The following is a 26442-nucleotide window of genomic DNA, read 5'->3' on the forward strand; positions in this document are numbered from 1 at the left end:
TCAGCCGGCGAGCTGCTCGTACGCGGGCAGCGTCAGGAAGTCCGCGTAGTCCTCGTCGAGGGCGACCTTCAGCAGCAGGTCGTGGGCCTGCTGCCAGTGGCCCGCCGCGAAGGCGTCCTCGCCGAGCTCGGCCCTGATGCTCGTGAGTTCCCCGGCTGCGACCCTGCGGGCCAGCTCCGGGGTCGCCTTCTCGCCGTTCTCGAACTCGACGCCCGCGTTGATCCACTGCCAGATCTGCGAGCGGGAGATCTCGGCGGTGGCCGCGTCCTCCATGAGGTTGAAGATGGCGACCGCGCCGAGGCCGCGCAGCCATGCCTCGATGTAACGGATGCCGACCTGGACGGCGTTGACCAGGCCCGCATATGTCGGCTTGGCGCGGAGGGAGTCGACGGCGATCAGATCGGCCGCCTTGACGTCCACGTCCTCGCGCAGCCGGTCCTTCTGGTTCGGCCGGTCGCCGAGGACCCGGTCGAAGGACCGCATGGCGATCGGCACCAGGTCGGGGTGGGCGACCCAGGAGCCGTCGAAACCGTCGTTCGCCTCGCGGTCCTTGTCCGCCTTGACCTTCTCGAACGCGACCCGGTTGATCTCCTCGTCGCGCCGCGACGGGATGAACGCCGCCATGCCGCCGATCGCGTGCGCACCGCGCTTGTGGCAGGTGCGGACGAGGAGTTCGGTGTAGGCGCGCATGAACGGGGCGGTCATCGTGACCGCGTTGCGGTCGGGCAGGACGAACCTCGGCCCGCCGTCACGGAAGTTCTTGACGATGGAGAAGAGGTAGTCCCAGCGGCCCGCGTTCAACCCGGAGGCATGGTCGCGGAGTTCGTAGAGGATCTCCTCCATCTCATAGGCCGCCGTGATCGTCTCGATCAGGACGGTGGCGCGGATGGTGCCCTGCGGGACGCCGAGGTGGTCCTGGGCGAAGACGAAGACGTCGTTCCAGAGGCGGGCCTCCAGGTGCGACTCCGTTTTCGGGAGGTAGAAGTACGGTCCCTTGCCGAGGTCCAGCAGGCGCTGGGCGTTGTGGAAGAAGTACAGACCGAAGTCCGCGAAAGCGCCCGGCACCTGCTGCCCGTCCACCAGGAGGTGCCGCTCGTTCAGATGCCAGCCGCGCGGACGCATGACGACGGTCGCCAGCTCCTCGGCGGGGCGCAGGGCGTACGACTTGCCCGTGCCCGGGTCCGTGAAGTCGATGTTCCTGGTGTAGGCGTCGATCAGGTTGAGCTGGCCGAGGACCACGTTCTCCCAGGTCGGCGCGGAGGCGTCCTCGAAGTCCGCGAGCCAGACCCGGGCGCCCGAGTTGAGGGCGTTGATGGTCATCTTGCGGTCCGTGGGGCCGGTGATCTCGACACGGCGGTCGTCCAGGGCCGCCGGGGCGGGCGCCACCTTCCAGGAGTCGTCCGCCCGGATCGCGGCGGTCTCGGGAAGGAAATCGATCGTCGAGGTGCGGGCGATCTCGGCGCGGCGCTCCGCCCTGCGCGCGAGCAGCTCGTCACGCCGCGGGGTGAACCTGCGGTGCAGCTCGGCCACGAAGGCGAGGGCCGCATCGGTGAGGACCTCGTCCTGCCGCGGCAGGGGCTCGGCGGCGACGACGGCCGGCGACGGCGCGGGTGCGGACATGAGCTGTCACTTCCTTCGGCGAGCTGACATTTCGGCGAGCTGACATGAGGACGCGGACCCCGTGAGGCCGCGACACCACGATCCTGCGATGTGGAGGCACGGGGTGCCAGGGGCCCCGATACGCCCTGCGGCGCCCCGGTGAGGGGTCCCGCGCTTCTGAGCAGTGGATACTAGTTTCCTCATGGTGGAAGTTCAATGATCTGTTGATGTCGAGATTCTCAGCTTCGAGGCAAGGTGGCGCTCAGTGCCACCCCGTTCACTCAAGGTGGACCAGGTCGTCCTCCGTGTCGATGTCGTGGGGCCTTGCCACGTCCCCGCACTCCACCAGCGTGATCGTGTCCTCATGGGCCTTGAGGTAGGCCCGCGCCCCGCGGTCTCCCGTCGCCGCCGCCGCGGCGCCGGCCCAGTGACCGGCGCCGAGCAGGACCGGATGGCCGCGTACTCCCTCGTATGCGGCGCAGACCAGCGACATCTCGTCCTCCTGGGCGGCGAGCACCCGGGCCACCGCCTCCGGTCCGATGCCCGGCTGGTCCACCAGCAGGACCAGGGCCGCCGAGGCGCCCGTCCCGGCGAGCGAGCCGAGCCCGGCGCGCAGCGAGGAACCCATGCCCTGCTCCCAGTCCGGGTTGTCCACCAGAACACAGCCGGTCAGGTCCGCCCGCTCCCGTACGGCCCCTGCCGCCGCCCCCAGCACCACATGGACCCGACTGCATCCGGCCGTCCGCAGAACGTCCACGGCCTGCTCCACGAGGGGCCGTCCCCGGTGTTCGAGCAGCGCCTTGGGCCGTCCGCCGAGCCGCCGTCCGCCGCCTGCCGCAAGGAGCAGCCCGGCGACGGGGGTCTTACGGTCTTCGTTGCGCGTCATACGTCCTGCATACCGGACAGGACGCCGACCTCATGGTCTCCTTGGGCTGAATTTCGGTCCGTATGGTGGCGCCCGGCGCGCCGGGTGGCGTTTACTGACCGTCCTCGGTACCCGACTCAACGCCACGACGGGCCGGGCCGCGTGTCGAAGCCGTGCGCACGAACGGGTGCGAGGGGGGAGAGCTGTGTTGCGGAGCTTGGGGCAGAGGCCAGTGACCGGCAGCGAAGAGGACCCGAGGGTGGCGGGGCTGCGGACCGCCGTCTCGCGGCTGCGACGTGAACTCGCCGCGCACCCCGGCGAGTTCGCGGACCGCGGCATAGCCGAGGACGAACTCGCCGCCCTCGCCGCGATGGCCGTCGGCGGCGCCCCCGAGATCCCGCGCCTGCGCAGCTCCCTGTTGTTGATCGCCGGGGCGATCGGCTCGGTCAGCGCACTGAACAGGGGTCTCGCGAACGTACGCAGCGCGGTGGATCTGTTCGGCGAGCCGCCGCGCGTCTGAGGGCACGCCGTACGCGTCCCCCGGGAGCCGTGCCTACCCCTGGCGTCTGATCACGCCCCGTTCCGATGCCACCGCCACCGCCGCCGTACGCGAGTCGACGCCCAGCTTGGCGTAGATATGGACCAGATGGGACTTCACCGTCGCCTGGCTCAGAAAGAGCCGTTTGCTGATCTGGAGATTGGACAGCCCGTCCCGGACCAGTTCCAGGACCTCCAGTTCACGGCGGCTGAGCGCCGCCGCGGGCGTGCGCATGCGCTGCATCAGCCGGTCGGCGACCGCCGGGGCGAGGGCCGAGCGGCCGGCGGCGGCCGTGCGGACCGCGGACGCCAGTTCGTCGGGCGGGGCGTCCTTGAGGAGGTAGCCCGCCGCGCCCGCCTCCACCGCCGCGAGGATGTCGGCGTCCGTGTCGTAGGTGGTCAGCACGAGGACGCGCGGTGCCTGCGTATGCGCGGTGATGGCGGCCGTGGCCTGCGCCCCGTGCATCCCTCCGCCGAACTGGAGGTCCATCAGGACGACGTCCACGCCTCCCGCCGCCGCGAGCTCCACCGCCGCCTCGGCCGTCGCGGCCTCCGCCACGATCGTGAAGTCCGCCTCCGCGCACAGCACGGCGCGCAGTCCGGCGCGGACGACGGGGTGATCGTCCGCGAGGAGCAGCCTGATCGTCATGCCGCGCTCTCCACGGCGGCTCCGGCCCCACTCGTGCCCGTCGGGGTGCCCGTCGCAGGGAGCGGGAGCGTCACCGCCACCGCCGTGCCCTCACCGGGCGCCGACTCCACCGTGAGTGAACCGCCCAGCGACCGCGCGCGGGCCCGCATCGCAGGCAGCCCGAAGCCGCCCTCCGTGTCACGGCGCACCGCCTCGGGCGCGAAACCGGACCCGTCGTCCACCACGTCCAGGGCCACCGCCGTCTCCATGAAGCTCAGCGTGATCTCCACACGCGTGGCCCCCGCGTGCCGCAGGGTGTTGGCGAGCGCGGACTGCGCGATACGCAGCAACGCCACCTCGTAGGCAGTGGACAGCTCCACCGGGGTGCCGCTCACCGAGAACGCCACCTTCGGGGCACCGACGGCCGCGGTCGCCGGCGCGCACAGCCGCCGTAGCGCACCCGTCAGCGAGCCGCCCTCCAGACCCGGTGGCGCGAGGGCGCGTACAAAGCGGCGGGCCTCGGCCAGATTGTCCTGTGCGGCCGACCGGGCCTGCTCGATGTGCGGGGCGGCCTCGGACCCTTCCGGCAGCAGCCGCTGGGCGGCCCGCAGGAGCAGCTGAATGCTTGACAGACCCTGCGCGAGGGTGTCGTGGATCTCGTACGCCAGCCGCTCGCGCTCGGCGAGCACCCCCGCCGCCCGCTCGGCGTCCGCGAGTTCGGCGCGGGTGGCGATCAGCTCCTCGATCAGCTCCTGGCGCCGTTCGCTCTCCCGGTACAGGGCCTCGTAGCCGAACACGGTGGCCACCGCGACGGCCGCGCCCAGCGACGGGCCGATGAAAACTCCGGGAGTGAGGTGCGCGCCGTGCACCAGGAAGCTCGCGATCGCCGCGGCGGCGGTGAGGGCGACCGCGGGCAGACCCCAGCGGGCCGGCAGCAGATGCAGTTGCAGGAAGTAGAGCGGGAACGCTGCCCACAGCCCGTCGGGGGAGAGCGCGAGAAGCACCAGCCAAGCGGCGCTCAGCGCCGCCAGCCACACCGTGGCCGTGCGCCGGGAACGGCGCACCGCCGGGCTGAACGCACCCCAGGCGAAGACCGCCCCCGTGCCGAGCGCCGCCGCCACGGTGGCGGGACCCTGCGCCCGCGTCGCGGCGAGGGCGAGCAGTGCCGCGAAGAGCGCGTAGAGGCAGAGCCGGAGGATGGTGACGACGGAGGAGTACGGGCGCAGGTCCATGGCCCGTCCAGCGTAAGCGGCCCCGGTCCTGCGCCGGTCAACCGAAAGGTTGAAAACGACCGCCCTCCTTCGGCGCGGGCGAAGCGTGCCGCGGGGCGATGCCGCGCCCCTCCCCGGCGCCGCAGGGTGGGGGCATGTTCGTCGCATGGAGAGACCTGAGGTTCGCCAAGGGGCGGTTCGCCCTGATGGGAGCCGTGGTCGTACTGATCACCCTGCTCGTGGGCCTGTTGTCCGGGCTGACCGCCGGGCTCGCCCGGGAGAACACCTCGGCCGTGCTCGGGCTGCCCGCCGACCACCTCGCCTTCGCCGCGCCGCCCGCCGGACGGCCGGTGTCCTTCAGCGGATCCCTTCTCCCGCCGTCCGCGTGGCGCACCTGGGCGACGCGGCCCGGTGTCGTCTCGGCGCAGCCGGTGGGCATCCGCACACTGGACGCGAGTGCCGGGGACCGCACCGCGGCGGTCTCCGTCTTCTCCGTGCCCCCGGACGCGGGCATCGCGCCGCCGGGTGTCGGCCCCGGCCGGGTGGTCCTCAGCGAGAAGGCCGCAGCGCAACTGGACGTACGCGCCGGGGACCGTGTGCGGATCGGCGGTGCCGGGCAACTGGTCGCCGCGGTCGCGGGCCACGCCTCCTACAGCCACACCCCCGTCGTCTGGTCGGTTATTGAAGGAGACCGGGCCACCGTCGTCGCGCTGCGCACGCGCGGTGCCGATCTCGGGGCCGGCGACCGGGCGGCAGGCACCCGCACCCTGGCCCGGCAGGACGCGCTGTCCGCCATCGGCTCCTACACCGCCGAGAACGGCTCGCTGCGGCTGATGCGCGGCTTCCTGTTCGTGATCTCCGCGCTGGTCACCGGGGCGTTCTTCACCGTGTGGACCATCCAGCGGTCGGCCGACATCGCCGTCCTGAAGGCACTGGGCGCCTCCACTGCGTATCTGCTGCGCGACGCGCTCGGCCAGGCCGTGCTCCTGCTCGTCACCGGGACGCTGACCGGCGCCGCGCTGGCCGCCGCGATCGGGGCACTGGCCGGGAGCGGCGGTGACGTTCCGTTCGTCCTGGACGCGCCGACCGTTCTCGGGCCGTCCGCGGTGATGACCGTCCTCGGCGCACTCGGTGCGGCCCTGTCCGTCCGGCGGATCACCGCCGTCGACCCGCTGACCGCCCTCGGGAGCGCCCGATGACCCTCGTACTCGACGATGTCACCCTCACCTACCCCGACGGAGACGGACGGCTCACGGCGCTCGACGCGGTGGGCCTGACCGTGCCCGCCGGTACCACGACCGCCGTCGTCGGCCCGTCCGGCTCCGGCAAGTCCAGCCTGCTGGCCGTCGCGGCGACCCTGGTCACCCCGGACCGGGGACGGGTGCTGGTGGCCGGTACGGAGACCAGGGCGCTCGGCCGTGCCGAGCGGGCGGCGCTGCGGCGGCGCGAGATCGGCATCGTCTTCCAGCAGCCCAACCTGCTGCCGTCGCTGACCGCGCTGGAGCAGCTCCAGGTCATGGCGGACATGGAGGGGCGGCGGCGCCACGGCGCGGACGGTGACCGGGCCCGGGAACTGCTGGCCGCGGTCGGGCTGTCCGGACAGGCCCACCGGCGTCCGCACCAGCTTTCCGGAGGCCAGCGGCAGCGGGTCAACATCGCCCGCGCACTGATGAACGAGCCGTCCGTGCTGCTGGTGGACGAGCCGACCAGCGCCCTCGACCATGAGCGCGGCGCCGCCGTACTGGACCTGCTGCTGTGTCTCACGCGCGAGCGCGGCACGGCGACGGTCCTGGTGACGCACGACCGCGCCCACCTCGCCGGGGTGGACGCGGTGCGGGAGATGACGGACGGGAAGCTGGAGTGATCCCCGGGGGAGCGGGGCGGCGGTCAGGCTCCCGCGCCTGAGCTGGCCAGAGCCTCCGACAGATCCGCCGCCACCTGCTGGAGCACCGGCACGATCTTCTCCGTGGCCGCGTCCGTGACCCGGCCCGCCGGGCCGGAGATGGAGATCGCCGCGGCCGTCGGGGAGCCGGGCACGGACACCGCGAGGCAGCGGACCCCTATCTCCTGCTCGTTGTCGTCGACCGCGTACCCGGCCCGGCGCACGTCCTCCAGCGCGGCCAGGAACGCGTCCGGGGTGGTGATCGTCTTCTCGGTCGCGGCGGGCATGCCCGTACGGGCGAGCAGGGCGCGCACCTCGTCGTCCGCGACACCGGCGAGCAGCGCCTTGCCCACGCCCGTGGAGTGAGGGAGCACCCGCCGCCCCACCTCGGTGAACATGCGCATCGAGTGCTTGGACGGCACCTGCGCCACATAGACGACCTCGTCGCCGTCCAGCAGGGCCATGTTCGCCGTCTCGCCGGTCTCCTCCACCAGACGCGCGAGATACGGGCGAGCCCAGGTGCCCAGCAGCCGGGAGGCGGACTCGCCGAGCCGGATGAGCCGGGGGCCGAGGGCATAGCGGCGGTTGGGCTGCTGGCGTACGTAACCGCAGGCCACGAGGGTGCGCATCAGACGGTGGATGGTGGGCAGGGGCAGCCCGCTGTTCGCGGACAGTTCGCTGAGGCCGACCTCTCCGCCCGCGTCGGCCATCCGCTCCAGCAGGTCGAAGGCGCGCTCGAGGGACTGGACGCCACCGCCCGCGGCGGACTTGGCGGTGGAGTCGCTGGCGCTGGACGTCGGCACGGCGCGTTCCTTTCGGGGCTGGCGGAGGGGCAGCAGCCTACCCGGCGGCCGATCGGCCCCCTGCCGGTATGTACCTAAGTGCTGTTGATACGTGCTGTTGGTGCGCACGGCTGGACACGCAGTGCCGGACACGCACGGCTGATACGTGCTGTTGACACGTGCTGTCACGCCACGTGCTATTGAACGAAATCCTAATTCCGTCTTGTGGAATCGTCCAGAGAAGGGCGGCGGACGGGGTCATCGCGGCTGTGTGCCCTTGACGGCGCGGGGGAGGGGGAGAAGACTTCTTCAACAGAACGTTGAATCAGGTGGCTGCGGCGGCAGAGAGGTGCCCGGGTGTCCGAAGCTGAACTGGTGCTGCGCTCGACGCGCGTCATCACTCCCGAAGGGACGCGCCCCGCATCGGTCACGGTCGCCGGGGGCGCGATCGCGGCCGTACTGCCGTACGACGCGGATGTGCCGGCCGGAGCCCGTCTGGAGGACTTCGGCGACGACGCGCTGCTGCCCGGACTGGTCGACACCCACGTACACGTCAACGACCCGGGCCGCACCGAGTGGGAGGGCTTCTGGACCGCCACGCGCGCCGCGGCGGCCGGGGGCATCACCACCCTGGTCGACATGCCGCTCAACTCCCTGCCCCCGACCACGACCGTCGACCACCTCCGGGTCAAGCGGGAGGTCGCGGCCGCCAAGGCGCACATCGACGTCGGGTTCTGGGGCGGCGCCCTGCCCGACAACGTCAAGGACCTCAGGCCCCTGCACGACGCGGGTGTGTTCGGTTTCAAGGCGTTCCTTTCGCCCTCGGGCGTGGACGAGTTCCCGCGCCTGGACCAGGAGCAACTCGCCCGTTCGCTGGCCGAGATCGCCGGATTCGGCGGACTGCTCATCGTGCACGCCGAGGACCCGGACCACCTGACCGCGGCCCCGCAGCAGGGCGGCCCGAAGTACGCGGACTTCCTCGCCTCCCGGCCCCGAGGCGCCGAGGACACGGCCATCGCGAACCTGATCGCACGGGCCAGGCTCCTCGACGCGCGCGTGCACGTACTCCATCTGTCCTCCAGCGACGCGCTGCCGCTGATCGCGGCGGCCCGGGCCGAGGGTGTGCGCGTCTCCGCGGAGACCTGTCCGCACTACCTCACCCTGACGGCCGAGGAAGTCCCGGACGGGGCAAGCGAGTTCAAGTGCTGCCCGCCCATCCGCGAGGCCGCCAACCAGGACCTGCTGTGGCAGGCACTCGCGGACGGCACCATCGACTGCGTGGTCACCGACCACTCCCCGTCGACGGCCGACCTGAAGACCGCCGACTTCGCCACCGCCTGGGGCGGCATCTCCGGACTGCAGCTGAGCCTTCCCGCGGTGTGGACGCAGGCGCGCAGGCGCGGGCACGGGCTGGAGGACGTGGTCCGCTGGATGTCCGCGAACACGGCACGGCTGGTGGGACTCCAGGCGCGCAAGGGCGCCATCGAGGCGGGCCGCGACGCCGACTTCGCGGTGTTCGCGCCCGACGAGACCTTCACCGTCGACCCGGCGGCCCTCCAGCACCGCAACCGGGTGACGGCGTACGCGGGCAAGACCTTGTACGGCGTCGTCAAGTCCACCTGGCTTCGCGGCGAACGCATCACCGCGGGCGGTGACTTCACCGAACCGAAGGGCCGCCTCCTCAGCAGAAACCACTGACGGCCGCTCCTGCCGAGCCCGCCCCGAGGCGGTCGGCGGCGAGCCGACTCCGAAAGGAAGACCTGATCACTGTGACGGCGATCCCCCGCTTCACCGGCGACGCGCACCCCTACGGCGGCGGTGACCCGTACGCGGACTACCGCACCGCCGAGTTCCCCTTCACCCGGCTCGCCGACCTCGCCGACCGCCGGCTCGGCGCGAGTGTCATCGCCGCCAATGACGAGTTCTTCGCCCAGCGCGAGAACCTGCTGGTGCCGGGCCGCGCGGAGTTCGACCCGGAGCACTTCGGGCACAAGGGCAAGATCATGGACGGCTGGGAGACCCGGCGCCGCCGCGGGGCCTCCACGGAACACCCCTGGCCGACGGCCGAGGACCACGACTGGGCCCTGGTACGGCTCGGCGCGCCCGGCGTCGTCCGCGGCATCGTCGTCGACACGGCCCACTTCCGCGGCAACTATCCGCAGGCCGTGTCCATCGAGGGAGCGTGCGTTCCGGGCTTCCCGTCGCCGCGGGAGCTTCTCGGGGACGGCGTGAAGTGGACGACCCTCGTTCCGCGCACCCCGGTGGGCGGCCACGCGGCCAACGGGTTCGAGGTGTCCGCCGAGCAGCGCTTCACACACCTGCGCGTCAACCAGCACCCGGACGGCGGGATCGCGCGCCTGCGCGTGTACGGCGAGGTCGTGCCGGACCCCGCGTGGCTGGAGGCACTGGGCACCTTCGACACCGTCGCCCTGGAGAACGGGGGCCGGGTGGAGGACGCATCCGACTTCTTCTACTCGCCCGCCGGCAACACGATCCTGCCGGGCCGCTCCCGCCAGATGGACGACGGCTGGGAGACCAGGCGCCGGCGTGACCGCGGCAACGACTGGATCGGCTACCGGCTGGCGGCGCGGGCGCAGATCAGGGCGGTCGAGATCGACACGGCGTACCTGAAGGGCAACGCGGCGGGCTGGGCGACGGTGTCCGTCAAGGATGGAGAGGACGGGGAGGGTGAAGGGGCCGGGCAGTGGCGCGAGATCGTCCCGCGCACCCGCCTCCAGCCCGACACGAACCACCGCTTCGTCCTTCCGGAACCGGCCCTCGGCACACACGCGCGCGTGGACGTCTTCCCGGACGGCGGGATCTCCCGCCTGCGCCTGTTCGGCTCCCTGACCGAGGAGGGCGCCGCACGGCTGGCGGCACGCCATCAGGAGCTGGGCGGCTGAGGGGCCCGGTGGGGCCGTGGAACTCTTCGGTCCTCCGCCGCGTTCTCCCGGCGTGACTCTTCAGCAAGAAATCGTCGGCAACGCCATGCAGATGGCGGTCGTCAACCTGCAGCCCGGGCAGACCGTGTACTGCGAGGCGGGAAAGTTCCTGTTCAAGACCACGAACGTGACGATGGAGACCCACCTCTCCGGCCCGTCGAACAACGGGGGCCAGCCCCAGGGCGGCGCCGCCGGGAGCGGCATGGGCGGCTTCCTCCGCCAGGCCATGGGCACCGCCATGCAGGTCGGCCAGCGGGCTCTCGCGGGGGAGTCCCTGGCGTTCCAGTACTTCACCTCGCAGGGCGGTGAGGGCACGGTCGGCTTCGCAGGTGTGCTCCCCGGCGAGATGCGCGCGCTGGAACTGGACGGCACGCGCGCATGGTTCGCGGAGAAGGACGCGTTCGTGGCCGCCGAGTCGACCGTCGACTTCGGCATCGCCTTCCAGGGCGGGCGTACCGGCATGAGCGGCGGCGAGGGCTTCATCCTGGAGAAGTTCACCGGGTACGGCACGGTGATCATCGCCGGAGCGGGCAACTTCATCGACCTCAACCCCGCCGACTTCGGCGGCCGGATAGAGGTCGACACCGGGTGCGTCGTCGCCTTCGAGGAGGGCATCCAGTACGGGGTCCAGCGCATCGGCGGCCTCAACCGCCAGGGGCTCATGAACATGGTCTTCGGCGGTGAGGGTCTTTCCCTGGCCACGCTGGAGGGCAATGGCCGGGTCATCCTCCAGTCCCTCACCATCGAAAGCCTTGCCAACGCCCTCAGAAAAGCCCAGGGCGGCGACAAGCAGGGCCCGACGGGCGGCCTGTTCTCAACCCACGCAGGCTGACACGACCGCCACCCGGACACGCACGCGCGGGCACGAAAACGACAACGTATAAGCAGGTGGCGACCCCGCCGGACCACGCTCGATGGGGGCGCGGGGAACTGCGCGATAGCCACAGCGGACCGGCAGACGGTGACGTGCGGGAACCTGCTCGATGGGGGCGCGGGGAACTGCGCGATAGCCACAGCGGACCGGCAGTCGGCGACGTGCGGGAACCTGCTCGATGGGGGCGCGGGGAACTGCGCGAGAACCACAGCGCACCCGGCAGTCGGCGACGTGCGGGAACCTGCTCGATGGGGGCGCGGGGAACTGCGCGAGAACCACAGCGCACCCGGCAGTCGGCGACGTGCCGGAACCCGTCCGACAGGGACGCAGCAGAAGCGTGCGCTGCGCACGCTACCCTTGCCGCATGGAGACAAGTGAAGTCGGACAAGAGATCGCGGACGCGCTCGGCATCCTGCTGAGGCGCACCACGCGCACCCAGCTGCACCAGCGGCTCACCGAGGGCATGGGCGAGGCGGTGGACGAACTGACGTACCCCGTACTCAGCGCACTGGCCCGGACGGGCCCCCGCAGCGCGGCCGATCTGGCCCCCGACGCCGGAGTCGATCGCTCAGGCGTCACCCGCCGCGCCACCCGGCTGGAGGACGCCGGCCTCATCCGCCGCGAGACGGACCCCGCCGACCGCCGAGCCCATCTGCTCGTGCTCACCGAGCAGGGCGAACGCGTCGTGGCCGAGCTGCGGGCGCGTCTGGCCGCTCAGATCGGGGCGAGCGTGTCCTCCTGGCCGCCGGGAGAGGCCGAGGCGTTCGCCCGGAACCTGCGTCGCTTCACGCTCGAAGGCCCGTTCGTCTGAGTGAAAGCCCCGCTCGTCCAGCGTGCGTTCGGCGCCCCGGCGACGCGCTCGATGATGCCGTCGGCGAACCCGGCGGATACTTCGGCCGGAACCTCACCTCTCCCAACAATCCAAGCATCGGCACCAGTTGGGCGACGCTTGCTGGTCGCGCGATGTTCACCGACGCCACCTGGCCGGTTCACCGACCGGTGTCAGGGTCGCCCCGTCGACCAAAACATGGCACGAGTGTCAGTTTCTGGCAGCGACAACGTCGATACGGTTGGGGGAGCGGGATCATGGCCAAGTCCGGATCAGGGGGAATGACCAGACGCCGTCTGCTGGGTTCGGCGGCCGGTGTCGCGGGCGCGTCCGCCGCGCTGTCGGTGCTGCCGCCGGGTCTGCAGAGGGCCGTGGCGGCGGGCGTGCCGCGCCGCGGCGGACTCGCGGATGTGCGGCATGTCGTCATGCTGATGCAGGAGAACCGTTCGTTCGATCACTACTTCGGAACCCTGGCCGGGGTGCGGGGCTTCGGTGACCCGAGGGCCCCTCGCCTGCCCAACGGGCGTTCGGTGTTCTACCAGCCGGATTCCCGGAGCGCGGACGGCTACGCGCTGCCGTTCCACCTGGACACGACCACCACCAGCGCACAGGCCATTCCCACGCTCAGTCACGCCTGGGACGTGCAGCACGAGGCGTGGAACGGCGGCCGGATGGACCGCTGGCTCCCGGCTCACCGCGCGGCCGACGGCGGCAACGGCCCGCTGACCATGGGCTATTACACGCGTGAGGACATCCCGTTCCACTACGCCCTCGCGGACGCCTTCACCATCTGCGACAACTACTTCTGCTCCGTACTCGGTCCGACCTGGTCCAACCGCATGTACTGGATGACCGGCTCGATCGATCCCTCGGGAGCGTACGGCGGCCCGGTCATCGACAACGTGGCCCCGACCCCGTTCCGCTGGAAGACCTACGCCGAACAGCTCCAGGACGCCGGAGTGAGCTGGAAGGTGTACCACAACAACCCGAACAACCCGTACAACATGCTGTCCCACTTCGACAGCTTCCAGAAGGCCACGGCCGGGAACCCGCTCCACGATCTCGGCACAGCCCCGCAGACACCCGGCTCCACGTTCGAGGACGACGTGGCCAATGACCGGCTGCCCGCCGTTTCCTGGCTGCTGCCGACCGCCGCCACCTCCGAGCACCCCAACCATCTCCCGGCGGCCGGAGCGGACTTCGTCGCCGGCAAGATCGAGGCCATCGCGTCCAACCCCGAGGTATGGGCGAAGACCGTCTTCATTCTCAACTACGACGAGAACGACGGCCTGTTCGACCACGTGCCGCCGCTCACGCCTCCCGAGGGAACCCCCGGCGAATACGTGAACGGCCTCCCCATCGGCAGCGGCTTCCGCGTACCGTGCGTCATCGTCTCGCCCTGGACCGTGGGCGGCTGGGCCGCCTCCGAGCCCTTCGACCACACCTCGGTGCTGCAGTTCCTCGAGTGCTTCACGGGTGTCCGAGCCGCCAACCTCACCGACTGGCGCCGCCGCACCTTCGGCGACATGACCTCCGCGTTCCAGTTCCACACCAGGCCGGAGCAGCCGCCGTCCCTGCCCGCCACGGCCGACCAGCTCGCCCTGGCCCAGCAGGAAGTCGCGACCCTGCCGCCGCCGACCGCGCCCGGCACCGGTCAGTCCTTCCCCCGGCAGGAACCCGGCCACCGCCGTCACACGCCTGACGGCCCGCCCCCTGGACGGCGGTAAACCCCACCCCGGCCTGCGGCAACGCGGGTCCGTGACAACGCCGGCCCGTGTTCACGTGATGACCGTGACGACTTTGCGGGCTTCTGCCCGCGAACCCAAGGCGGGGCGTCGTGTTCCCCGCTGATGCTTATGCACCGAATGGAAATGAGAGGCGGCACGTGGCCGTGAATCAGAGTGTGAAGAGACGGAATCCGGGCGCGAGAACCCGGCGAGGGCTGCTCGCCGCACTGGCGGCGGTGACGGTGCTCGGGTCCGCCGTACCGGCCGCGGCGACGGGGCGGGACGGCAGGCATGGGCCGGAGCGCACCGAGACTCCGGTCAAGCACCTGGTCGTGATCTTCGACGAGAACGTGTCGTTCGACCACTACTTCGGCACCTACCCGGTGGCGGCGAACACCGACGGCACGCCGTTCCACGCCTCGCCGAGGACGCCGAAGTCGATCGACACGCTCAGTCGGGCGGGGCTCCTGACGAACAACCCCAACCAGTACGCGCCCAGGCGGCTGAGCTCCTCGCAGGCGGTGACCTGCGACCAGAGGCACAACTACAGTCGCGAGCAACTGGCCGCGAACGGCGGCAAGATGGACCAGTTCGTCCAGTACACCGACTCGGGCAAATGCTCGGGTGGCCTGTACTACGAGCCCGGTCTGGTGATGGACTACTACGACGGCAACACGGTCACCGCGCTGTGGAACTACGCCCAGCACTACACCCTGAACGACCGTTCCTTCAGCTCCACCTACGGTCCCTCGACTCCAGGCGCGCTGAACCTGATAGCCGGCCAGACCCACGGTGTGATCTCGATGGATCCGGCTTCGGGTACCCAGGACCCGAAGCAGACCAGCGTCCCCGATGCGAAGGCCGTCGCCTCGCCGGACGCCACGGGCGTCGGCACCGTCATCAACGACCCCGACCCGGCGTTCGACGACTGCTCGGGCAACGACCACTCCAGCACCGACGCGCTGGCCGCGATGCAGGGCCGCAACATCGGTGACCTGCTCAACGCCAAGGACGTGACCTGGGGTTGGTTCCAGGGCGGCTTCCGCCCCAGCACGGCATGGGACGGACAGCAGGGCCACTACGCCAAGTGCGGCGGTACCACCCACGCCAACGTGGCGGGTAACTCCTCGGTGGACTACAGCCCCCACCATGAACCGTTCCAGTACTACAGGTCCACCGCCAATCCCCACCACCTGCCCCCGGCCTCGGTCGCCGAGATCGGCCACGACGGCCGGGCCAACCACAACTACGACCTCACCGACTTCGACGCGGCGCTGACCGACGGCAACCTTCCCGCGGTGAGCTTCCTGAAGGCCCCGGAGTACCAGGACGGCCACGGCGCCTACTCCGACCCGATCGACGAACAGCACTTCCTGGTCTCGGAGATCAACAAGATCCAGCAGTCCCCGGAGTGGAGGGACACCGCTGTCGTGGTGGCCTATGACGACTCCGACGGCTGGTACAACCACGTGTACGCTCCGCTGCAGAACGGCTCGACCGACAACACCCCGGCGTCGGGCAAGCCCACCGACGCCTCCGCCTGCCAGGCGGCCTCGCCGGCTCTGGGCGGTCACCAGGACCGCTGCGGCCCGGGTCCTCGCCAGCCGCTGCTGGTGATCTCCCCCTTCGCCAAGGTCAACCACATCGACCACACTCCCACCGAGCAGGCCTCCATCACGGCCTTCATCGAGGACAACTGGCACACCGGGCGCATCGGTGACGCCTCGTTCGACCAGCGGGCCGGGTCCCTCGCCGATGCCTTCGACTTCTGCCACCCCAACGGCCGGCAGCTCCTGCTGAACCAGGACGGCTCGGTCAAGTCCCTCACCCGGATCCCGGCCCACCCCGTCCGCCCCCGGGCCGTGGACCTCGTCAACGCCGCTCCCGTGGCGGACACCGCCGCCGCCCCCTCCCCGCTGCGTCCCGCAGCGCTCGCCGGAGCCGTCGTGGCGGCGGGAGGCGCCGGATGGCTCCTCTCCCGTCGCAGGCGCCGTGGGCGGACCACCGCCTGAGAGCCGGCCGGGCTCGGGCGGCGGCATGGCCGCACAGAGCCGCTGACCGGCAGCCGGTGACCAGTGACAACCCTCGCGGGGGCGGCGCACACAGCCGCCCCCGCGTCCCGGCATCTCGTGCGGGTCGCATCCGGCGAGGCGGCCCTGATCGTGGCCGGTGGCACCTGCGGATGCCCTCGCTGAACGGGCGTATGACGCGGGCTGACCTGTCCGCCGCCGACGCGGTGCGTGACAAGACGCGCCTTGCCCCGGACCCGGCAGCGATGTGCGGGTACACGGGGCAAGGTGTTCTGCGTGAATGGACCCGGCCGCCGCGGAACCATGCCTTACCGGCACGGCTTCGCCTAGCGCCTCTCGTTCGGATCAGACCGGGCTCGCGGCCTGATCCGAGCGAAAGACCCTAGCTGCGGGCCGGGGTCCCGTCGAGTAGCGGGCTTACCTCACTGACCGGGTGTCACGTACACCTGTTCAGCGGTGCGTCCCCATCACCGGGGGCAGCTGGAGGCCGGCTGAACGCAGGGCCGGACCTCCAGCGAATGCGCACCGTCCTCGGACCGCGCCGTGGGGAACTCAGCAGCCGAAGTCGATCAGGTTGAACGTGGCGTAGTGGTCGGAGGTGTAGTAGTCCTCCTGGGACTTCTCACCGGTGACGATGCGCCGGGCACCGCGCGTGGGGGAGCCGGGGGTGATCACGGTGAACTCGTGATAGTAGCCGGGGGACTGGCTGGGCAGGACGCCTTCGTGGTTCGAGAAGACGGTGTCGTCCTGCGAGTACGGGAACGGGCCGTCCGACGCGATCAGGCCGAGCGTGTCGTCCGCCTGGGAGGGCAGCTGGCTGTGGCAGATGCTGCCGGCCGCGGCGGCCGCCGGGGTGGCGGTGGCGGTGACGGTACCGCCCGCCAGGAGGGCGGACAGGATGGCGCCTGCAGCGCCGATGCGAGTGACTCGTGGGGGGAATCTCATGCCCTCATGATGACGCGCGTAGATGATGGCATGTCAATGACAAACTCCCGGACTTCCCCCTCACGCCCCATGAATTTTCACGGAGTTAACCCGAGGCCGGGCGTCGTCACGTCATCCCCACACGTCGTACGCGGACCTTACGCGGACCCCGCACGGGAATCACCGGCCGCGGGGCGAACCGTGTCCTGCGGAAGTCCCGCCCCTTCAGGCGCGGGCATGCCGAAAGTCTTCGGTGCCGTGACTTTGGTCGTGGATCGAGCCGTGGGGGAGATGCCCGCGATCGCCCCCGCATACATTTGTCGCTCGTGAGCGCACATGACCAGACGGGCCCGACGATGTCCGGTATCGAGACCGCGACGGAGAGCCGGCGAACGGGACCGCGCACGTCGTGGGCGCTCCGGCCGCTTCGCGCCCGGCGGCCCGCTGCGCCTTCCGTGGCTGCCGCGCGACCCGTGCCCGCGCCCCTGTCGCCCCCGCCCGTCGCCTCCGCACGCCAGGCGGCGATGCTCTACGGCCTGCCCAGGCGCCGCTGGTACCTGCCCTCCGCCGTGATCGCCGAGCTCGACCCGGAGGCCGGCGGCCGACGGGGGCGTCCCCGCCGTACGGTGCGGGACTGGGCCGTCGACTTCGGGTGCTTCACCCTGGCCGTGCTCATCGCCCTGACGATGGTCCATGACCCGCAGACGCCGTCCTGGCTCAGGCCCGTCGACACGGGGCTCGGCGCGCTCGGCTGCGCCGCCGTCTGGTTCCGCCGTCGCTGGCCGCTCGGGCTCGCGCTGGCGATGATTCCGGTCGGTCTGGTGTCGAGCACCTCGGGCGGCGTCGGCATGATCGCTCTCTTCACCGTGGCCGTTCACCGGCCCTTCAAGTACTCGGCATGGATAAGCGGAGTCGAGCTCGCGATCATCCCGCTGTACTACTGGCTGCGCCCCGACCCGGACCTGCCGTACCTCGCCGTCGTCGCGGTCACCGTTCTGCTGACGGCGACAGTCGTCGGCTGGGGACTGTTCGTACGGTCCAAGCGGCAGCTGATGCTGAGCCTGCGCGACGGGGCACGGCGGGCCGAGACGGAGGCGGCGCTGCGGGCCGAGCAGGCGCAGCGGCTGGCCCGGGAGTCGATCGCGCGTGAGATGCACGATGTCCTGGCGCACCGGCTCACCCTGCTGAGCGTGCACGCGGGAGCACTGGAATTCCGCCCGGACGCGCCCCAGGAGGAGATCGCCCGGGCGGCCGGTGTGATCCGGGAGAGCGCGCACGACGCCCTCCAGGACCTGCGGGAGATCATCGGCGTGCTGCGGGCGGGCGACGGCGAGGAGGCGGGGCGCCCCCAGCCGACGCTGGCCGCGCTGGACGCCCTGGTCGCCGAATGCAGGGAGGCCGGTATGAAGGTCGTCCTGGAACACCGGGTCGCGGAACCGTCGACCGTGCCCGCCTCCGTGGGCCGCACCGCCTACCGCGTCGCCCAGGAGGCGCTGACCAACGCGCGCAAACACGCCCCCGGGACCGAGGTGACCGTGACGGTCGCGGGCACGCCCGGCGACGGGCTCACCGTGACCGTGCGCAACCCGGCGCCGCCCAGGGACGTGCCGCATGTGCCCGGGTCCGGCCAGGGCCTGATCGGGCTCACCGAACGGGCGACCCTGGCGGGCGGCAGCCTCGATCACGGCACCGGGAGCGACGGTGGCTTCCGGGTGCGCGCGTGGTTGCCGTGGACGGTGTGACGACCGCCGGGTGACGGTACGCGGGTCAGCCGGACCGTACGAGGAAGGCACGCGGGCGGCCCGGACCAGCCGGAGCGGATCGGAGTACGCCCACCGGGAGCGAATCAAGGGGCTGGATCATTACGGTAGGGGCCATGACCGCGATCCGACTGCTCCTCGTCGACGACGACCCCCTGGTACGGGCCGGACTGTCCTTCATGATGGGCGGTGCCGCGGACATCGAGATCGTCGGTGAGGGCGCCGACGGCAGCGAGGTCGAGCATCTGGTGGACCGCACCCGGCCGGACGTCGTCCTCATGGACATCCGGATGCCCACGGTCGACGGGCTCACCGCCACCGAACTGCTCCGCCGCCGACCGGACGCGCCCCAGGTCGTGGTCCTGACCACCTTCCACGCCGACGACCAGGTGCTGCGGGCGCTGCGCGCGGGCGCCGCCGGGTTCGTCCTCAAGGACACCCCGCCCGCCGAGATCCTGGACGCCGTGCGGCGGGTCGCCGCCGGCGACCCCGTACTGTCACCCGCCGTCACCCGCCAGCTCATGGCGCACGCCGCCGGGGCGCGGCCCGACACCCGGCGCGGCGCCGCCCGGGAGCGGATCGCGGAACTGGGCGAGCGCGAACGGGAGGTGGCCGTCGCCGTCGGCCGGGGCGCCTCCAACGCCGAGATCGCCGCCGAGCTGTACATGAGCGTGGCCTCGGTCAAGACGCATGTCTCGCGCATCCTCGCCAGGCTGGGCCTCAACAACCGTGTGCAGATCGCGCTGCTGACGTACGACGCGGGGCTGCTCGACGAGCACGGGCACGAGCACGGGGCGGCGCACGGCGACGGCCACGGGCGCGCCCCATGGCGCGGCGACGACCGGGGCCAGGGGCCGGGGCGCCGCGACGGTCACGGCCCCGGCCGCTGACCGGGAGCCCGGCCCCCGGTCAGCCAGGTATGCCGGGGATCTCACCGAGCTGCACCGGGCGCCGCTCACGGCGGGACAGCTCGCACGCCTCCGCCACCCGCAGGGCCCCCAGCGCCTCGCCGCCGTCGCACGGATTGGCGCGTTCACCGCGCACCACCTCCACGAACGCGGCGAGCTCGGCCTGGTACGCGGGCCCGAAGCGCTCCAGGAAGCCGGTCCACGGCTTGTCCGCGGGCGGCGGTCCGGCGGGCTCGGTGGATGTGATCGGCGTACGGTCGTCCAGGCCCACCGCGATGGTGTCCCGCTCGCCGGCCAGTTCCATGCGGACGTCGTAACCCGCTCCGTTGACGCGGGTCGCGCCGGCCATGGCCAGGGTGCCGTCGTCCAGCGTGAGCACGGCCGCCGCTGTGTCCACGTCATGCGCCTCGCGGTACATCGGCCCCCCGGCGTCGGAGCCGCTCGCGTACACCTCGGCGACCTCGCGGCCGGTCACCCAGCGCACCATGTCGAAGTCGTGCACGAGGCAGTCGCGGTAGAGGCCGCCGGAGAGCGGGAGATACCCGGGCGGAGGCGGCGCCGGATCGGCCGTCAGCGCGCGGATCGTGTGCAGCCGTCCGAGCTTTCCGGCGCGCACCGTCTCGCGCGCGGTGGAGTACCCCACGTCGAAGCGGCGCTGGAAACCCATCTGGAGAACCGTGCCCGCGGCGTCCACCTCGGCGAGCGCGGCCAGCGTCCCCGGCAGGTCGGCGGCGATGGGCTTCTCGCAGAACACCGGGAGCCCGGAGCGTGCCGCCCGGCTGATGAGTTCGGCATGGGCCGCGGTCGCCGCCGTGATGACCACGGCGTCCACGCCCCAGGTGAAGATCTCGTCCACGCCGGGCGCCGCGGTCTCGCCCAGACGGTCCGCGAGCGCATGCGCCCGCGCCGGGTCGACGTCCGTGACGATGAGCGAGCCGACGTCGCGGTGGCGGCTGAGCGTGGTCGCATGGAAGGTTCCGATGCGACCTGCTCCGATGAGTCCGATGCGCATGTGAACAAAGTGTCCGCGCCGCCCGCACCATGTCAATGACCTTGTCCACAGTTTGTCCGGACAATCGGACTACACGACTTCCCGTCAACAGGTCCCGGGGCTACGCTCGGGCCGTGCCCAAACCAGAAATGGACCCGACCGCCGCGCTTCAGCTCAGCGTCGACCGGAACAGCCCGGTACCGCTGTACTTCCAGCTGTCCCAGCAGCTGGAGGCGGCGATCGAGCACGGGCTGCTGACGCCCGGGAGTCTCCTGGGCAACGAGATCGAGCTGGCCGCGCGCCTCGGCCTGTCCCGGCCCACCGTCCGCCAGGCCATCCAGTCCCTGGTCGACAAGGGGCTGCTCGTACGCCGCCGCGGCGTCGGCACGCAGGTCGTGCACAGCCAGGTCAAGCGCCCGCTCGAACTCAGCAGCCTGTACGACGACCTGGAGGCGGCCGGGCAGCGCCCCGCGACCCGCCTGCTCGTCAACACGACCGAAGCCGCGTCCGCCGAGACCGCCGCCGCGCTCGGAGTGGCCGAGGGTGCGGATGTGCACCGCATCGAGCGGCTGCGCCTCGCGCACGGCGAGCCGATGGCGTACCTGTGCAACTTCCTTCCGGCGGGCCTGCTCGACCTCGATTCCGCCCGGCTGGAGTCGACCGGCCTCTACCGGATGATGCGTGCGGCGGGAATCACACTGCACAGCGCCCGGCAGACCGTGGGCGCCCGCGCCGCCACCGAGGCCGAGGGCGAACGGCTCGGTGAGCTCGAGGGGGCTCCGCTGCTCACCATGCAGCGCACCACGTTCGACGACACGGGCCGCGCCGTGGAGTTCGGCACCCACACCTACCGGGCCTCGCGTTATTCGTTCGAGTTCCAGTTGCTCGTACGCCCCTGAAAATCCGGGCGGCGTCCAGCCGGCTCCGGTCCTGCGCGCCCGAGCCCCGATGCCGCCCGCCCGGCCCCTGACCTGGGACGTCCATCGGCGGCCGGTCAACCGTGATGGTCCAAGTCGGTGATACTTGGTAGTTCGAAGCGACTACGCAGGGACTACGCAAGAAGGGCACAGCCTCGTGGCACGGACTCGGACCTGGGCAACCATCGCGCTCGCGGGAGCGCTCGGCCTATCCCTCGCGGGGTGCAGCAGCCACGGCGGGAAGCGCGCCGAGGAAGCCCGTGAGGCCGCCTCCGCCCAGGGCCGTGCCGCGGTCGACACACCGCGCTGGACCTTCGCGATGATCACGCACTCGGGAGACGGCGACACCTTCTGGGACATCGTGCAGAGCGGCGCCAAGCAGGCCGCCGTCAAGGACAACATCAACTTCCTCTACTCGCACGATGCGAATGCCCAGCAGCAGGCCCAGCTCGTGGACGCGGCGATCGACCAGAAGGTCGACGGCATCATCGTCACCCTGGCCAAGCCCGACGCGATGAAGGCCGCCGTAGCCCGCGCCGAGAAGGCGGGCATCCCGGTGGTGACGGTGAACTCGGGCTCCGCCCAGTCCAAGGCGTTCGGCGCGCTCACCCACATCGGCCAGGACGAGACGATCGCGGGCGAGGCCGTCGGCGACGAGCTCGACAAGCGGGGACGCAAGAAGGTCCTGTGCGTCCTGCACGAGCAGGGCAACGTGGGCCACGAGCAGCGCTGCGCGGGCGTGAAGAAGACCTTCCACGGCACCGTGGAGAACCTCTACGTCAACGGCACCGACATGCCGGACGTGCAGTCCGCCATCGAGGCCAGGCTCCAGTCGGACAAGTCCGTCGACGCGGTGGTCACCCTTGGTGCCCCCTACGCCGACACCGCGGTGAAGGCCAGGTCCGACGCCGGCAGCAAGGCGGAGATCGACACCTTCGACCTCAACGCGAAGGTCGCGAGCGAGCTGACGGAGGGAACCCTCGGGTTCGCCGTCGACCAGCAGCCCTACCTCCAGGGCTACGAGGCGGTCGACCAGCTCTGGCTCTACAAGTACAACGCCGACACCCTCGGCGGCGGCCGGCCGGTCCTGACCGGACCCCAGATCGTCACCAAGGACCAGGCCGCCTCCCTCGAGCGCTACACCGAGCGGGGGACGCGATGACGACCACGGCACCGGCGTCCACGCCCACGACCGGCCCGCAGACGCCGCTTCGGGCGGCGGACGAGCGGCTCCTGAGGACCTCGCCCCTGAAGCGGCTCCTGGCCCGGCCCGAACTGGGCTCCGTGGTGGGCGCCCTCGCCGTGTTCCTCTTCTTCTCCCTCGTCGCCGACAGCTTCCTGCGGGCCTCGAGCCTGAGCACCGTGCTGTATGCGGCCTCGACCATCGGCATCATGGCCGTACCGGTCGCGCTGCTGATGATCGGCGGCGAGTTCGACCTGTCCGCCGGTGTCATGGTGACGTCGTCCGCCCTGATCTCGTCCATGTTCAGCTACCAGATGACCGCCGACGTATGGGTGGGCGTCGGCGTCTCCCTGCTGGTCACCCTGGCGATCGGCGCGTTCAACGGGTTCATGCTGACCCGTACGAAACTGCCGAGCTTCATCGTCACCCTCGGCACCTTCCTGATGCTGACCGGCCTGAACCTCGGCTTGACCAAGCTGATCAGCAGCACCGTCTCCACCAAGTCGATCTCCGACATGGACGGCTTCTCCTCGGCCAGGGCGGTGTTCGCCTCCACGCTCACCCTCGGCGGCGTGAACTTCAAGATCACCATCCTGTGGTGGTTCGCTCTCGTCGCCGTCGCCTCCTGGATCCTGCTCCGCACCCGGGCCGGTAACTGGATCTTCGCGGTCGGCGGCAACAAGGACGCCGCCCGCGCGGTCGGCGTCCCGGTCGGCAGGACCAAGACCGGCCTCTACATGGCCGTCGCGTTCGGTGCCTGGGTCTCCGGACAGCACCTGCTGTTCTCGTACGACGTCGTGCAGTCGGGCGAGGGCGTCGGCAACGAGCTGATCTACATCATCGCGGCCGTCATCGGCGGCTGCCTGATCACCGGCGGCTACGGCTCGGCGATCGGCTCGGCGGTGGGCGCGTTCATCTTCGGCATGACCAGCAAGGGCATCGTCTTCGCGCAGTGGAACCCCGACTGGTTCAAGTTCTTCCTCGGAGCGATGCTGCTCCTCGCGACCCTGCTCAACGCCTGGGTCCGCAAGCGGGCGGAGGCCACGGCATGACGTACGACGCGACGCGGACAGCCGGCGCCGGCCAGGAAGCGCTCGTCCACCTCGAGGACATCGGCAAGCACTACGGGAACGTCCGCGCCCTCGAGGGCGTGTCCCTGGAGGTCCACGCGGGCCGGATCACCTGCGTTCTCGGCGACAACGGCGCGGGCAAGTCGACCCTCATCAAGATCGTCGCGGGACTCCACGGGCACGACGCCGGAACCCTGCGCATCGAGGGCGAGGAAACCCGCCTGTCCTCCCCGCGCGAGGCCCTCGACCGTGGCATCGCCACCGTCCACCAGGACCTCGCGGTGGTCCCGCTCATGCCTGTCTGGCGCAACTTCTTCCTCGGCTCCGAGCCGCGCAAGGGGACCGGCCCCTTCAAGCGGCTGGACGTGGACCTCATGCGGCGCACGACGCGGGAGCAGCTTCTGCGCCTCGGCATCGACCTGCGCGACGTCGACCAGCCCATCGGCACCCTGTCGGGCGGCGAGCGCCAGTGCGTGGCCATCGCACGAGCCGTGTACTTCGGGGCCAAGGTACTCATCCTCGACGAGCCCACCGCCGCGCTGGGCGTGAAGCAGTCGGGCATGGTCCTCAGATACGTGGCGGCTGCCCGGGACGCGGGTCTGGGTGTTGTGTTCATCACCCACAATCCGCACCACGCCTACCTGGTGGGAGACCGTTTCGTGCTGCTCAAGCGCGGCACGATGGTGGGCAGCCACACCCGCGAGGAGATCACCGTGGAAGAGCTGACGCGCCAGATGGCGGGCGGCGACGAACTGGACGATCTGCGCCACGAGCTGGAAAGCCGCACCCCGGTGGGCGCGCGGGAAGCCGCCGCACCGGCAGCATCGCAGGCACCACAGGACCCGCGCGTCACGGACGACGTGGAGGGCTCGTGAACCGGTACGAGGCCTCGGGATGTGAACCGGGGAGACCAGTGGGACGGGCGGGCTCCACGGTGCGGCCCGGCGGTGGCGTGAGGCAGAATCGGGGCCGATGAGCACCTACCGCGACCTCACCCACCGCGGCTCCGCCCGGGCCACCGTCCTGCGGACCGTGGGCACGCGCGAGCGCCGCTCCCATCTGTCGGCGCCCCGTGTTCCCACGGTGGGCATCGACATCGGCGGCACGAAGGTGATGGCCGGTGTCGTGGACGCCGACGGCAACATCCTGGAGAAGGTCCGCACCGAGACGCCGGACAAGTCCAAGAGCCCCAAGGTCGTCGAAGACACCATCGTGGAGCTGGTCCTGGACCTGTCCGACCGGCACGATGTGCACGCCGTCGGCATCGGTGCGGCCGGCTGGGTGGACGCGGAGCGCAGCCGCGTACTGTTCGCGCCCCATCTGTCCTGGCGCAACGAGCCCCTGCGCGACCGCCTCGCCGGACGGCTCGCCGTTCCCGTCCTGGTCGACAACGACGCCAACGCCGCCGCGTGGGCGGAGTGGCGCTTCGGCGCCGGACGCGACGAGGACCACCTCGTCATGATCACGCTCGGCACCGGCATCGGCGGCGCCATCCTGGAGGACGGCCAGGTCAAGCGCGGCAAGTACGGTGTCGCCGGTGAGTTCGGCCATATGCAGGTCGTGCCCGGCGGACACCGCTGCCCGTGCGGCAACCGCGGCTGCTGGGAGCAGTACAGCTCCGGCAACGCCCTGGTCCGCGAGGCCAAGGAGCTCGCCGTGGCCGACTCCCCGGTGGCGTACGGGATCATCGAGCACGTCAAGGGCAACATCGCCGACATCACCGGTCCGATGATCACCGAGCTGGCCCGCGAGGGCGACGCGATGTGCGTGGAGCTCCTCCAGGACATCGGCCAGTGGCTCGGCGTCGGCATCGCCAACCTGGCGGCGGCCCTCGACCCCTCCTGCTTTGTGATCGGCGGCGGCGTCAGCGCCGCCGACGACCTGCTGATCGGCCCCGCGCGGGAGGCCTTCAAGCGCCATCTGACCGGCCGCGGCTACCGCCCCGAGGCCCGTATCACGCGCGCCCAGCTCGGCCCCGAGGCCGGTATGGTCGGTGCCGCGGACCTCGCCCGGCTCGTGGCCCGCCGGTTCCGGCGTGCCAACCGGCGCCGCGTCGAGCGGCACGAGCGCTACGAGCGTTTCGCGGAATACCGCCGTACCGGAAAGGGGACGCTGTGACGGCCACCACGTCGATACCGCGCCCGTCGGCCCCGGCGGACGAGCCCATCAGGCCCCCGGAGGGCCGGTGGCACATGATCCGCCGCCGGACGCTGACTCTGCTGATCATCGGGCTGCTCATCGGCGTTCCCGCCGGCTACCTGATGATCTCCGCCGCCCAGAGCCGCGACAGCGGCAAGGACAAGGAGGCCAAGTACGAGGCGACCGGTCTCACGGCCGGCTGGCCCTCGCGCGTGCAGCGCCGCCTGTACCAGGTGATCATTCCCATGGACGCCGTGAGCGTCGCGTACTACGAGACGAACAACTGGAAGACCAGCCGTCTGTACGTGCAGTTCACCACCACCGACGACGGTCTGAACCGGTTCCTCGCCCATCTGAAGGCCACCCAGGCGTCGTTGAAGAAGGACGACATCGCCATCAGCACGCGCGACCGTCATGTCGTCGGCTGGAAACTCCCGACGCAGGGCTCCTGGTACGGCATGGTCCACGAGCAGAAGAACCCCGCGCCGACCCTGGACATCGTCGTCAACAAGACCAACCCCGTTCATCCCGTGGTGTACGCGGTCTCGCGTACGGTTCCCTGACCGTCCGGTCAGCCGCCCGGGGCCGACTGTCAGACCCCGCCCGTACAGTCGAAGACGATCGGTCCAACGGATCCGACGACG

General features: G+C 71.1%; 24 protein-coding genes. 17 read left to right on the plus strand and 7 right to left on the minus strand.

Features of this window, described 5'->3' with window-relative positions; genetic code table 11:
- On the minus strand, positions 1 to 1620 hold the full coding sequence (gene aceB / locus ABZ845_RS27275) for a malate synthase A (protein WP_360984450.1): 1620 nt from the start codon (positions 1618 to 1620) through the stop codon (positions 1 to 3).
- Positions 1621 to 1876: 256 nt separating this feature from the next.
- On the minus strand, positions 1877 to 2485 hold the full coding sequence (locus tag ABZ845_RS27280; RefSeq protein WP_360984453.1) for a nucleotidyltransferase family protein: 609 nt from the start codon (positions 2483 to 2485) through the stop codon (positions 1877 to 1879).
- Between the two features lie 211 nt (positions 2486 to 2696).
- Between ABZ845_RS27280 and ABZ845_RS27285 the strand changes: the two genes are divergently transcribed.
- Positions 2697 to 2984: a DUF5955 family protein gene (locus ABZ845_RS27285; protein ID WP_360984456.1), complete on the plus strand. Its 288-nt coding sequence runs from the start codon at positions 2697 to 2699 to the stop codon at positions 2982 to 2984.
- Between the two features lie 33 nt (positions 2985 to 3017).
- On the opposite strand, the gene ABZ845_RS27290 is transcribed toward ABZ845_RS27285, so the two are convergent.
- Both ABZ845_RS27290 and ABZ845_RS27295 read right to left on the minus strand, forming a co-directional pair.
- The gene (locus ABZ845_RS27290) at positions 3018 to 3650 is read right to left on the minus strand and encodes a response regulator transcription factor (protein WP_360984459.1); all 633 of its coding nucleotides are present in this window, start codon (positions 3648 to 3650) and stop codon (positions 3018 to 3020) included.
- Positions 3647 to 4861, minus strand: a complete 1215-nt coding sequence (locus ABZ845_RS27295; RefSeq protein ID WP_360984462.1) for a sensor histidine kinase — start codon at positions 4859 to 4861, stop codon at positions 3647 to 3649. Before ABZ845_RS27295 ends, ABZ845_RS27290 begins: the two co-directional genes overlap by 4 nt.
- A gap of 134 nt (positions 4862 to 4995) precedes the next feature.
- Between ABZ845_RS27295 and ABZ845_RS27300 the strand changes: the two genes are divergently transcribed.
- Both ABZ845_RS27300 and ABZ845_RS27305 read left to right on the plus strand, forming a co-directional pair.
- Positions 4996 to 6039 carry an ABC transporter permease gene (locus ABZ845_RS27300; protein ID WP_360984464.1) on the plus strand — a complete coding sequence of 348 codons (1044 nt, stop codon included), beginning with the start codon at positions 4996 to 4998 and terminating at the stop codon, positions 6037 to 6039.
- Positions 6036 to 6704: an ABC transporter ATP-binding protein gene (locus tag ABZ845_RS27305; protein ID WP_360984467.1), complete on the plus strand. Its 669-nt coding sequence runs from the start codon at positions 6036 to 6038 to the stop codon at positions 6702 to 6704. Before ABZ845_RS27300 ends, ABZ845_RS27305 begins: the two co-directional genes overlap by 4 nt.
- A 23-nt stretch (positions 6705 to 6727) precedes the next feature.
- Here ABZ845_RS27305 and ABZ845_RS27310 read toward each other — a convergent pair whose 3' ends face one another.
- Positions 6728 to 7525: an IclR family transcriptional regulator gene (locus ABZ845_RS27310; protein WP_360984470.1), complete on the minus strand. Its 798-nt coding sequence runs from the start codon at positions 7523 to 7525 to the stop codon at positions 6728 to 6730.
- Between the two features lie 336 nt (positions 7526 to 7861).
- Here ABZ845_RS27310 and allB point away from each other — a divergent pair, with 336 nt between their 5' ends.
- The 6 genes from allB to ABZ845_RS27340 all read left to right on the plus strand — a co-directional run bounded on the left by allB (position 7862) and on the right by ABZ845_RS27340 (position 15888).
- On the plus strand, positions 7862 to 9202 hold the full coding sequence (allB, locus tag ABZ845_RS27315) for an allantoinase AllB (RefSeq protein ID WP_360984473.1): 1341 nt from the start codon (positions 7862 to 7864) through the stop codon (positions 9200 to 9202).
- A 71-nt stretch (positions 9203 to 9273) separates the two neighbouring features.
- Complete coding sequence (alc, locus tag ABZ845_RS27320; RefSeq protein ID WP_360984476.1) at positions 9274 to 10407, plus strand: allantoicase; 1134 nt, start codon at positions 9274 to 9276, stop codon at positions 10405 to 10407.
- A gap of 52 nt (positions 10408 to 10459) precedes the next feature.
- The gene (locus ABZ845_RS27325; RefSeq protein WP_360984479.1) at positions 10460 to 11278 is read left to right on the plus strand and encodes an AIM24 family protein; all 819 of its coding nucleotides are present in this window, start codon (positions 10460 to 10462) and stop codon (positions 11276 to 11278) included.
- 406 nt (positions 11279 to 11684) lie between these two features.
- On the plus strand, positions 11685 to 12131 hold the full coding sequence (locus ABZ845_RS27330; protein WP_360984482.1) for a MarR family transcriptional regulator: 447 nt from the start codon (positions 11685 to 11687) through the stop codon (positions 12129 to 12131).
- Positions 12132 to 12430: 299 nt separating this feature from the next.
- Positions 12431 to 13876, plus strand: a complete 1446-nt coding sequence (locus ABZ845_RS27335; protein ID WP_360984556.1) for an alkaline phosphatase family protein — start codon at positions 12431 to 12433, stop codon at positions 13874 to 13876.
- A 176-nt stretch (positions 13877 to 14052) separates the two neighbouring features.
- On the plus strand, positions 14053 to 15888 hold the full coding sequence (locus ABZ845_RS27340) for an alkaline phosphatase family protein (RefSeq protein ID WP_360984485.1): 1836 nt from the start codon (positions 14053 to 14055) through the stop codon (positions 15886 to 15888).
- Between the two features lie 570 nt (positions 15889 to 16458).
- Here ABZ845_RS27340 and ABZ845_RS27345 read toward each other — a convergent pair.
- The gene (locus tag ABZ845_RS27345) at positions 16459 to 16851 is read right to left on the minus strand and encodes a ribonuclease domain-containing protein (protein WP_360984487.1); all 393 of its coding nucleotides are present in this window, start codon (positions 16849 to 16851) and stop codon (positions 16459 to 16461) included.
- 503 nt (positions 16852 to 17354) lie between these two features.
- Between ABZ845_RS27345 and ABZ845_RS27350 the strand changes: the two genes are divergently transcribed.
- Positions 17355 to 18572, plus strand: coding sequence for a histidine kinase (locus ABZ845_RS27350; protein WP_360984559.1), 1218 nt, complete (start codon positions 17355 to 17357; stop codon positions 18570 to 18572).
- Positions 18573 to 18706: 134 nt separating this feature from the next.
- Complete coding sequence (locus ABZ845_RS27355) at positions 18707 to 19480, plus strand: response regulator transcription factor (protein WP_360984490.1); 774 nt, start codon at positions 18707 to 18709, stop codon at positions 19478 to 19480.
- 19 nt (positions 19481 to 19499) lie between these two features.
- Here ABZ845_RS27355 and ABZ845_RS27360 read toward each other — a convergent pair whose 3' ends face one another.
- Positions 19500 to 20510, minus strand: a complete 1011-nt coding sequence (locus tag ABZ845_RS27360) for a Gfo/Idh/MocA family oxidoreductase (RefSeq protein ID WP_360984493.1) — start codon at positions 20508 to 20510, stop codon at positions 19500 to 19502.
- 128 nt (positions 20511 to 20638) lie between these two features.
- On the opposite strand from ABZ845_RS27360, the gene ABZ845_RS27365 reads away from it, so the two are divergent.
- From ABZ845_RS27365 to ABZ845_RS27390, 6 genes are all read left to right on the plus strand, one after another.
- Positions 20639 to 21388: a GntR family transcriptional regulator gene (locus ABZ845_RS27365; RefSeq protein ID WP_360984562.1), complete on the plus strand. Its 750-nt coding sequence runs from the start codon at positions 20639 to 20641 to the stop codon at positions 21386 to 21388.
- Between the two features lie 175 nt (positions 21389 to 21563).
- On the plus strand, positions 21564 to 22568 hold the full coding sequence (locus ABZ845_RS27370) for a sugar ABC transporter substrate-binding protein (RefSeq protein WP_360984496.1): 1005 nt from the start codon (positions 21564 to 21566) through the stop codon (positions 22566 to 22568).
- Entirely contained in the window at positions 22565 to 23641 is a 1077-nt protein-coding gene (locus ABZ845_RS27375) for an ABC transporter permease (protein ID WP_360984499.1), read from the plus strand. Before ABZ845_RS27370 ends, ABZ845_RS27375 begins: the two co-directional genes overlap by 4 nt.
- Positions 23638 to 24534 (plus strand): ATP-binding cassette domain-containing protein, encoded by an 897-nt coding sequence (locus ABZ845_RS27380; protein WP_360984502.1) that lies wholly within the window; start codon positions 23638 to 23640, stop codon positions 24532 to 24534. Before ABZ845_RS27375 ends, ABZ845_RS27380 begins: the two co-directional genes overlap by 4 nt.
- Positions 24535 to 24631: 97 nt before the next feature.
- Positions 24632 to 25777 carry an ROK family glucokinase gene (locus ABZ845_RS27385; protein WP_360984505.1) on the plus strand — a complete coding sequence of 382 codons (1146 nt, stop codon included), beginning with the start codon at positions 24632 to 24634 and terminating at the stop codon, positions 25775 to 25777.
- Entirely contained in the window at positions 25774 to 26361 is a 588-nt protein-coding gene (locus ABZ845_RS27390) for a sugar kinase (protein WP_360984508.1), read from the plus strand. The genes ABZ845_RS27385 and ABZ845_RS27390 overlap by 4 nt, the downstream gene beginning before the upstream one ends.
- Positions 26362 to 26442: the final 81 nt, after the last annotated feature.

It is taken from the genome of Streptomyces sp. NPDC047022, from assembly GCF_040644155.1.
Taxonomy (GTDB): Bacteria; Actinomycetota; Actinomycetes; order Streptomycetales; family Streptomycetaceae; genus Streptomyces.